The sequence below is a fragment of the Mycobacterium sp. 852002-51163_SCH5372311 genome (genome assembly GCF_001667115.1).
In the GTDB taxonomy this organism is placed as follows: Bacteria; Actinomycetota; Actinomycetes; order Mycobacteriales; family Mycobacteriaceae; genus Mycobacterium.
In genome coordinates, this window is the sequence record NZ_LZIJ01000092.1 from 1 (window position 1) to 9,304 (window position 9,304).

The window sequence follows — 9,304 nt, forward strand, 5'->3', positions numbered from 1 at the left end:
CCGCGGCGCTTACTGCCTGAACCATCAAAACGAAGAATCACACAATGGCGTCATACACCACGTCCATGGACTTGACCTTGCGGCGCTCGTGAGCGCCCGTAAAGTGATCAAGGTTTGCGCTGCTCATACCCTTAAACCCGCGCTGAATTGACGCTCACGAGCACTCAATGAGTGTTGCTACGCATCTCCCCACGCAGCGACAAAAGAGCGACAAGGCCAGCAAACAGGGTGATTCGGCTTAGCATCAGCCCGTGGCAACGAAGGCGTGGTTGGAAGGTCACCAGTTCGACCTTGAAGACTTGGCTCAACTTCTCGCGACCGGCGACGTGCGCGTCATCCGCGACGCCGACTACCTGACGGCCCCCGATATCGACAACCCGCCCGACGGCACCACGTATTACGAGGTCGCGCAGAGTCTCCTCGTCCATATCAACGGGCTCGGTCGCGTGAGCACAGCCGACTTCCGCCCAGTGCAATTAACCGGCAGCTACAGCACCCCCACCGAGCAAAATGTGGTTATTACACCTGCACCGTTCGAAAGCCGCGCGCGCATGGGCGCTGTTGGCGTTGTAATGGGACCGGACGGTCAACCCAAGGCCGACCCGCCTTCGCCCTGGCCGAATCGTCTCGCACTCGCGGCGACCCATCCGGATGTCGCCGAAGTGCTGGACATGATGGGAAGCCCAGCACCGCTCGGATTTGTTGAGCTTTACAATGTGCACGAGGTTATCCGCGACTCGATCAAACCAAAGAAGATCTACGAACTCGGCTGGGCTACTAAGGCCGACGATTCGGCGTTTACCGGATCTGCCAACCGGGCCGACGTGAGCGGAAATGAGGCACGCCATGCGCGCAACCCCGGCCAGCCGCCCACGCACACAATGTCGCTTGCCGAAGGGCGCTCATATATCGGCGATTTGGTGACGAAATGGCTGGATTCGTTGGCTAACCCTTAACGGTGATATCCCATCGGCAGTAATCATCGGCGGCTTTAGTTATGGAGTAGTTGCCGTGGCGGGTGGGGTCAAAACCGGTGCTACGACGCTGCCGCCTAGGTCTGCTCCTATCTTTTCGCATGCCGCACGGCTGCCGCAATTGATCGCCCAGTTCTTTCCTGTGAGCCACCCATAATCCAAGCCGAATCGAGCGAAAGTTCCGTTCACTGCTGCCAAATTTGCATTTATCTGGGACTGGTTTGTGTAAATACCGAGAACAATTTCTTTTCCATCGAGTGTGCACTTTCCGCCGTCCACCGAATATAGACTTCCCCCTGTTGGGGTCATATTGCAGGTATGGCCGTGCTTCGTTAGGTCGTCTGCGAGTGCTTGTGCCGATGGGTATTCCTGTAAGCCGGATTCTTTGGTCGGCTCTGCTGAGCTCGGTTTAGCCGGACTTGTCGTCTGAGATGATCCGCAGGCCGCCAAGGCGAGCGTCGCTGTTGCCAAAACCGCTAAGCGGATACGCATGAGGTGCCCTCCCCCTTTTTGCTAACTCTTTGCCAAAAAAGTGAGCGAACAAACCAACACAGTGAGAAGTTCAGCTGTTTCCGAGGGAAAACCTCAAGTCAGCTACCCAGGCCTGCCGCGACAGCGCGCCGAGGTCAACGTCGTCGGCAGTGTGGGTCACCAGGGCGTCGTCTTGGACCAATATGCCGGATTGGTTGGGAGCGGTCATTGTCAAACCTCGCTATCGAAAGTCTTGTGCCAGCAATTTTACGCGGCCTGTTACGAAATCCATTGCGGCACAAGGTGAGTCGCGGCGCTAACGGGCGCTGAGAAGCGTTGATCGGCGCTCATGAGCGTGGATCGATGGGTGCGGGTGCCAGCAAACGGATTTGGCGAGGTGCTTCGCAAGGTGAGCGACAAGATAGCGACAAGAACGGCAGTGAGGACTTGATTGACCGGCTAAATAAGCCGTCTAGCTGGGAAAATATGGAGCCGATGACGGGAATCGAACCCGCGTATTCAGCTTGGGAAGCTGATGTTCTGCCATTGAACTACATCGGCGAGAGTGACTCTGACCTGCGCATACGACCCCGATTGCCTTGCTCGTGACACGTCGATGTCACACTCAGTGTTGCAAGGCGTTCGCAGCGGCAGGCAGGGCGTCGTCTTGCGAGTGAGCATACAACCTCATGGTCACGGCCGGATCGTTGTGCCTTATGTACGCGGCGATGACTGCGGTGGGCACCCCGTCCAGGTGCATGAGCGTGGCCGCGGTGTGTCGAGCGCCATGCAGCTTTAAGTGCCGCAGCCCACACGTGCCAGCGCGTCCCGCCACTGCCGGGACAACACGGCGGGGCTGTAGGGGTCGCCGACTTCGTTGGAAACGACATAGGCGCCCGAGCGGTACGCAGGGCCGGCCAACGCATGTTCGACACGTTGACGCTCGCGTGCGTTGCGCAAGGCGACGACGAGACGATCTGGCAGCGGAAGCGTACGCCGCGACGTTGTCGACTTGGGGTCGTTCTCGACTGAGCGCCCACCAGCGCTCACGCGGTTGTTGACGATGCTCAGCGTTCGGGTGTCGAAGTCAACGTCGGACCAGCGGAGCCGCACGTTCTCGCCACGCCGAAGTCCGGTCAATGCAAGGTGCCAAGCGTGCGCTAGGCGGTGATCATCGAGGCGCGACAGGAACTCATTGACCTCGCCGGGTGTGAACGTTGACCTCGCGGGGTGTGAACGTGTCGAGCGATTGATAGGACGACGCCACGCGGGTCACGCCCATAGCTACGTTGCGCGGTAGGGGGCCCTGGCGGTGTGCATCCTCAAGCAGTCGCGTCGTAGCGCTGACGACCTTGTTCACGGCCTTCGGTCCCCACGGCTTGCGCGTCCGACCCTTCGGAAACTTCGGAGTGGCTGGTGTGGTCGTCCCACCCTCGACTAACTGACGGACCATCCGGTCGATGTGAGCCTTCGTCAGTGATTGGAGGTTGAGGTCGCCGTGGAACTGCGATAGCACAGCGAGGTCGTAGGTCAACTTTGACAGCGACGTGGCGCGTAGGTTGTGCCGAGCGGCCAGGAAGTCGTCTACGGCCTCAGCGACGGTCAAGGTTTTGCGTGCTACGAACGTGCCTTCGCTTGCGTGCGAACCTCTGAAATCGCCTCTCGCGCTTCACATTCGGTCTTGCACATGCGTCGCATCTGAGGCTTCGTATATAAGCGATTCCGGTGTCTATCACGCTATACGCGCTTCAAACTCGCGTATTGCTTCCTCGCAATTTCCCGGGTTATCCGCGTGTGGGCGCGCTCAGACCGCCTGTGTGTGCTCCGCATTGCGCTGCGTGTGGTGCCCGCTCGTGCGCGTCGTGTACAGGCGCACACGTTGACCTCAGGTACCCAAGGTTACGAGTATGCAGCAGCTATGCGATCTGGCCGTTCTGCCCTGTTAGTAGGACCTCATCAGTTTGCCTACACCGAACAGAGTCGCCACCAGATCGGCAACGAGTTGTTCCTTTTCGCCGATCACGTCGGTGAGCTTGCGGTGCTCCAATTCCTTCGAGGTGAACCACTCATGTAGCTCGGCAGCACCATTGACGCTTAGTCCTTTAATCTTCTTCCGAACCTTCGTGAATCCCGCACCAACGAGATCGCCTGTCCTGCTGGGTATGACGCCGTATTCATCGCGCAGGAAGCTGTTCGACGTGTCCGCGAAGGATGACAGCGCTGCATAAGCGTCGGTCAGATCGCGCGCCGCCGCGACGATCTTCTTGTGACCTGGTCGCGAGGAATCGTATGTGGCATAAGGCAAGTCACGGATACCGCCCGGCTTGACATTAATATACCCGCCCGCCATCGCCTCGCTGTTGTACATCTCCTTGAAATATGCCGTCATCACCGGGCTGTTCAGCAACGCTGTGGCATAGAACAATTCGTCAATATTGTCGGTCGTGACGACCACCGTCGACTTGCCCGCGTAATACGCCTTGTGCGGGTCAGGGAACGCCTCAATCACGGTCGCCATGCCCGCGATGACGATCCGCGGATGGTGGAGCCAGGGCTTCTGTGGCGCGGTGGCTCCGGTGATCACCGGGGCGTCATAGGACTTCTTGATGTACTGCGTGCGGTATTTGCCCCACGTCGTCGTGTACCGATCGATGGTGCCCGTGTTGATGAATTTCAACTGCTTGGCTGTGGGATGACGCGAATCGACCAGCCTATCCGCCACCAAATACGCCTCATTGACCGTCGCCGCTGAATGGACCTCAAGGCTCTGGCCCAGGCGGTCGAATTTCGACAGCGCTGCCAACAGTTTCCGGTCCTTCGCCAGATATTCGGTCCAGTTGACGGTGTAGGCCGGCATGAATTTGCCGGGCTCTTGTACCAGTGGATCCAGGCTCCGGGTCACGGTGACTCGCCGGTCGTCGGCGTCGATGTCGCCACCTTTCCGCACCACCAAGATGACCGGGTACACGTCGGCGTCCGCGAAGACCTTCTCGCGCGATACATCGACGATTTCCTCGAGCTGAAAGCTCGAATCAATGTGCGAACGAAGGGTTTTGGCGTAGTCGGCGCCCAATACCTTGTTCGGGATGATGTAGCTGAATCGCGCGTTCGGCTCATCCCTCAGCATGGACAACGCCTTCTCGACAAATGGCACGAACAGGTCCCAGTTGCCGGAGGCCGTGTCGTAGTGGTTCGCGATCCACTGCCGCTCGGTCGGGATGTTGAGAACCATCGTCTCCGAGTCCACGTAGGGCGGATTGCCGAGCACCACGTCGAAGTATGGAACGTTCGGAAAGGCAGTTTCCCAGTCGAATGCCTTGTCCCCCACGATCCGTGCAGCGTTGATCAGGCTGTTGCCCACCTTGATGTTGTCGTCGAGGAACGTCAACGGCTTGTTCTTTTGAGCGGTCTTCAGCCACAGGCTAAGCTTCGTGATCTCGACGGATTCCTCGTTCACGTCGATGCCGAAGAGGTTATTGCTCAGGATGTCTCGGACGTACTCGTCGAGGCCGGCGAAGTTACCGCCGAGGATCAGGTCAACACGTTGATTTTCAGCGAGCAGGTAGTCGAAGACGGACACAAGGAACGCGCCGCTGCCGCAGGCCAGATCCAACACCTTGATGTTCTGCAAGATGTCCTGGTAGGCCAAATACGCTGTCCGCTCGCGGGTGGCGTAGTTTTTCTCGGTCAACCCGCTGTGGAGCCGGTACTCGTCGCGGAGCCTGTTCTCCGCCTCTCGAAGGTATGCGCCCACGGTGCTGCGGACCATGTACCGGACGATCGGGTCGGGCGTGTAATAGATACCATCTCGCCTGCGCCTGCCAAGGGGTTCGGTTTCCGGTAGCTGTATGTCGAACGGGTGGTCGTTGTTCCAGATCAGGCGCCGGAGTTCCTCGAGATCGGTGATCGACTGCTCGAAGACGTGGCCAAGGATGTTGACCGGCAAATCGTCGGCATAGTTGTAGTTGCCGAGCCCCGCGAGCTGGCGCAGCGGGCCGTCGGAGATCACCAGCTGGTCGAGCGCCGCGTTCTCTTTGAACAGGCCGCCGTTGTAACCGTCCGGGATGTCCAGCCGCTTGCTGCCCTTGTCGATGCGGCTGAAGAAGAGCTTGAATTCTTCCCACATGTCGCCACTGCTGTGCGGCGAATCCTCCGCCCACTGCACGACCCGCGTGAGGGTGTCGTCGGGGAGCAGGCCCCCATCTTCTGCGAAGCAGATGAACATGAACCGGTCGATGATCGTCTGCGCGTGCTGGATGGCGTCGTCGAAGTGCGAGTGCATATCGGGGTTATTGCGCCAGATGTCGCGCAACAGGTCGAGCCGAAGGTCACGGTAGTCGGCATAGAACCGCTTGCCGATGTCTTCCTGCTCCTGGCGGATGTCGCTCAGCAACAGCTCGGTGTTCGACTTGCCGTGCGCCGCGGTGAAGTTGTCCGCGTGCATCAAGACGTACCAGGTCTTGAACCTCAGGTAGTCGTCCGTCGGGTCGATCAGATCCGCCAGCGTCCAGACCTCGCGGTCGAGCTGGTTGTCGTTGTACAGCCGGAATTCGTAGAAGTTGCTGACGACGACGAAGGGACAGGAGCGGTACTGCGTCTTGTAGTTGAACCCCTGCTGGACAGGGCTCTGGTTGCGCTTGCCCTGCTGCGGCCGATCCAGGTTCACCGACGCGGCTTTCAGTTCGACGACCGCGAAGATGTTGTCGACGCCTGCTGGGGTGTCCGTGTGGCGGATTACCGCGTCGGGGAAGTCGCCAGTGGCCGACGTGTCCTTCGGCTCGAAGGTGTACGGGTTGGCCGGCTTCTCCTTATAGCCGAGGATCTTGATGAAGAAGTCCCGGTTATATGCCTGCTCGCGGCTCGTCTCCTTGTCGGTCTTCAGCGAGCCCCGGTGATAGTCGTCGTACCAGGTCCGGACAAGGTCAATCGCCCACTGCACCTGATCGGTCGGAATCTTCTCCGCCCTCTCGCGCAGTCTGTTCTTTCCGAACAACCTCGCCATACCCTCAAGCTTAAAGGGACGGTACGAAGCTCCCGTCGTGATCCACGCGAGCAAGTCGCAGTTCAAGCGGTCGGACTCTGTCATGACTCAATGGTCAAGACCGGTGCCGACAATTACGTGACCGTCCGGGGGGTTATACACAACCCGGAATCACGGCCGGGCCGCCTGAGCGAACTTCGCCGCCTCGCGGTCGGCGGCCCACTTCGCGAACTTCGCCTTGAGCGGCGCGACGTCCTTGCCCGTGAACGAGTGGCGGGACCCCGATCCCCCACCTTGCGAAGTGGCGAGCAGGAACACGCGCAGCGTCTTCGGATCGGTGCGAGGCGCTCGGCGACGGCCTTGGTGGTCAACGAGTTGTCGGCGAGTGTGATCATTGTGTGCGCCTTAGTTAGATATGCTTACTAAGCAACGCTAAGAGACTTTCGGGAGCAAGTCCAAAATAGGACTTGTGACCTGCGACGGTTGTCACATTCGATGTTGCAACCGACGTTTCCGGACTGTGCGAGACGACATCGAACGACACTGAACGAAAATAGGTGAAATGGGCAGCAAGACAACGACTTTCAATGTACGCAGGGATACGTCATCGGACGCGTCAAGGCAGCTTGGGAAGCTGATGTTCTGCCATTGAACTACATCGGCGCGCTCGACACAGAAGGCTAGCATCCGCCGTCGGCCCGTCGAGGCGGCCTCGGCGGGTGTCGCTCGCGGCCGGCGTCACCAACAAAAGCCTTAATTAAGAAATCCGATTAGTTGTTACACGCGCCTAATAGCGGTCCGTTCATTCTCGGCGCTGGAAGTTATCGTTTCGTTATTTCGCCGTTATCTCGTATTGTGCTTCCCGTGGGCAGGCACTCATTACCCAAGAAGCGTCGAAATCCGTCGCTGCGCCTTGCTCTTGCGCTCGGCCCTGCCGCCGCGTTCCTGGCTGCGGCCGGGGATGTTCACGCAGGTCCCAACCACGTCGTTGCCAAGCCGGCTGCCGTCGCCGACGATGCGCCGCGTAGCGCACAGATAGTGGCGGCCTCCATTGCGCCGAAACGGAATATGTCCAGTGCCGCACCGGGAATGGATACCGAGGGCGAATTCACCGCTGCATCGAGATTGCGGATCGGATCGCGCTTCTTGCCCGCCGGGGTCGCGTCGGAGCGGGGTCTACAAGTAAGGACAATCTTGGCGGCCCGCGCCATCAGCGCGGCGTTTCCCGAAATTCACGAGATCGGCGGCTGCCGCCCCGATGCGCTGCCCTGGCACCCCAACGGTTTGGCGATCGACGTCATGATTCCCAACCCGAGCAGCGCCGAGGGCATCGAACTGGGCGACCGGATCGTCGCGTTCGTGCTGGACAATGCGGACCGGTTCGGGATGCAGGACGCGATCTGGCGCGGCGTCTACTACACGCCCGGCGGTTCGCAGCCCAGCCGTCTCGGCCACTATGACCACGTCCACGTCACCACCACCGGCGGGGGATATCCCACCGGTGACGAAATCTACCTGCGCTGAGCCCGGGCTGTTCGCGATCAGGGCGTTAGGCTCTTCGTCGTGCTGCTCTCCGATCGTGACCTCAGGGCCGAACTAGCCGCGGGGCGGGTGGGCATCGACCCGTTCGACGACGCCTTGGTGCAGCCGTCCAGCATCGATGTGCGCCTCGACCGCATGTTCCGGGTGTTCAACAACACCCGCTACACCCACATCGATCCCGCGCAGCAGCAGGACGAGCTGACCAGCCTGGTCGAGCCCATCGACGGAGAACCGTTCGTCCTGCATCCGGGCGAGTTCGTGCTCGGGTCGACGCTGGAGCTGTTCAGCTTGCCCGACGACCTCGCCGGGCGCCTGGAAGGCAAATCCTCCTTGGGCCGGCTGGGCTTGCTGACCCACTCGACCGCGGGCTTCATCGACCCGGGTTTCAGCGGTCACATCACGCTCGAGCTGTCCAACGTCGCCAACCTGCCGATCACCCTGTGGCCGGGCATGAAAATCGGTCAGCTGTGCATTCTGCGGTTGACCAGCCCGGCTGAACATCCTTATGGCAGTTCACGTGTCGGGTCGAAATACCAGGGGCAGCGCGGACCGACGCCGTCGCGCTCCTATCAGAACTTCATACGATCTACATAGCTCCGCCAGGGTGCCAACACCGTCGCTCTGCGCGATACTTAGATGGTCTGCGCTTTTTCTCCTCCGCGCAGCCAACGGCCACTAGCACAGCCTTTGGAGGGGTCTTGAATATCGTGCTCGGGATGTCGATGGCACCGTCGTCCATCCAGATGGTCCTGGTAGAAGGTGAAAACGCGGACGGCGCCACGGTAGAAGAGGACGAGATCGGCGTCGTCGCGGCCGATGACCCGGACACCAACGCATCCGGTCATGCGATCGCCGCCATTCTCGGTACCCGAGAAGGTGCGAACGACGCCGGCTTGCGATTGACTTCCATCGGCGTGGCATGGACCGACCAGCTGGAGGCCCACGCGCTGCGCGACGCGCTGGCGGCACACAAGGTCAAGAACGTGATGCTGGTCTCGTCCTTTCTGGCCGCGGCCGCCCTGACGCAATCGGTCGGCGCCGCAACGGGTTACGAGCGCACCGCAGTGCTGTTCGTGGAGCCCGACAACGCGACGCTGGCCGTCGTCGAAACGGCCGACGGTTCCATCTCCGACATCCGGGCCTCCGGCCGGACTTCTCTCGCGGACCTGGTCAACATGGTGGTCGGGCTCGAGAGGCTGGGATCAGCGGTCGGCGGTGTGTTCGTGATCGGTTCCGGCGTCGACGTCGCGCCGCTCAAGCAGCATTTGGAGGCGGCGACTTCGCTTGCCGTGAATGTGCCGGAGGAACCAGGAACCGCGCTGGCCCGAGGGGCGGC

9 protein-coding genes, 1 tRNA gene and 1 pseudogene are annotated in these 9,304 nt (G+C 60.4%); 4 read left to right on the top strand and 7 right to left on the bottom strand.

The window, feature by feature from the left end; all coding sequences use genetic code 11:
- Positions 1-251: 251 nt before the first annotated feature.
- The gene (locus A5791_RS12880) at positions 252-956 is read left to right on the top strand and encodes a hypothetical protein (protein WP_067236761.1); all 705 of its coding nucleotides are present in this window, start codon (positions 252-254) and stop codon (positions 954-956) included.
- Positions 957-1,536: 580 nt separating this feature from the next.
- Here the strand turns inward: A5791_RS12880 and A5791_RS26485 are convergent.
- The 7 genes from A5791_RS26485 to A5791_RS12910 form a co-directional block, all read right to left on the bottom strand.
- Positions 1,537-1,674, bottom strand: a complete 138-nt coding sequence (locus A5791_RS26485; RefSeq protein ID WP_156661218.1) for a hypothetical protein — start codon at positions 1,672-1,674, stop codon at positions 1,537-1,539.
- 258 nt (positions 1,675-1,932) lie between these two features.
- Positions 1,933-2,006 (bottom strand) — tRNA-Gly (locus tag A5791_RS12885).
- 64 nt (positions 2,007-2,070) lie between these two features.
- A complete protein-coding gene (locus tag A5791_RS27470) occupies positions 2,071-2,280 on the bottom strand; it encodes a tyrosine-type recombinase/integrase (RefSeq protein WP_082966890.1) in 210 nt (69 codons plus the stop codon).
- Positions 2,241-2,699, bottom strand: coding sequence for a tyrosine-type recombinase/integrase (locus A5791_RS12895; RefSeq protein WP_082966891.1), 459 nt, complete (start codon positions 2,697-2,699; stop codon positions 2,241-2,243). Before A5791_RS12895 ends, A5791_RS27470 begins: the two co-directional genes overlap by 40 nt.
- Positions 2,638-3,051 (bottom strand): hypothetical protein, encoded by a 414-nt coding sequence (locus tag A5791_RS12900; RefSeq protein WP_067236770.1) that lies wholly within the window; start codon positions 3,049-3,051, stop codon positions 2,638-2,640. The genes A5791_RS12895 and A5791_RS12900 overlap by 62 nt, the downstream gene beginning before the upstream one ends.
- A gap of 336 nt (positions 3,052-3,387) precedes the next feature.
- Positions 3,388-6,447: a DNA methyltransferase gene (locus A5791_RS12905; RefSeq protein WP_197504679.1), complete on the bottom strand. Its 3,060-nt coding sequence runs from the start codon at positions 6,445-6,447 to the stop codon at positions 3,388-3,390.
- Between the two features lie 150 nt (positions 6,448-6,597).
- Positions 6,598-6,744, bottom strand: a complete 147-nt coding sequence (locus A5791_RS12910; RefSeq protein ID WP_231995888.1) for a hypothetical protein — start codon at positions 6,742-6,744, stop codon at positions 6,598-6,600.
- Positions 6,745-7,290: 546 nt separating this feature from the next.
- Between A5791_RS12910 and A5791_RS12915 the strand changes: the two genes are divergently transcribed.
- The 3 genes and pseudogenes from A5791_RS12915 to A5791_RS12925 form a co-directional block, all read left to right on the top strand.
- A complete protein-coding gene (locus tag A5791_RS12915) occupies positions 7,291-7,950 on the top strand; it encodes a hypothetical protein (protein WP_197504680.1) in 660 nt (219 codons plus the stop codon).
- Positions 7,951-7,989: 39 nt separating this feature from the next.
- Positions 7,990-8,562 (top strand): dCTP deaminase, encoded by a 573-nt coding sequence (gene dcd / locus A5791_RS12920; RefSeq protein WP_067236778.1) that lies wholly within the window; start codon positions 7,990-7,992, stop codon positions 8,560-8,562.
- A gap of 122 nt (positions 8,563-8,684) precedes the next feature.
- A pseudogene (locus tag A5791_RS12925) lies at positions 8,685-9,304 on the top strand (hypothetical protein); the annotation flags it as partial.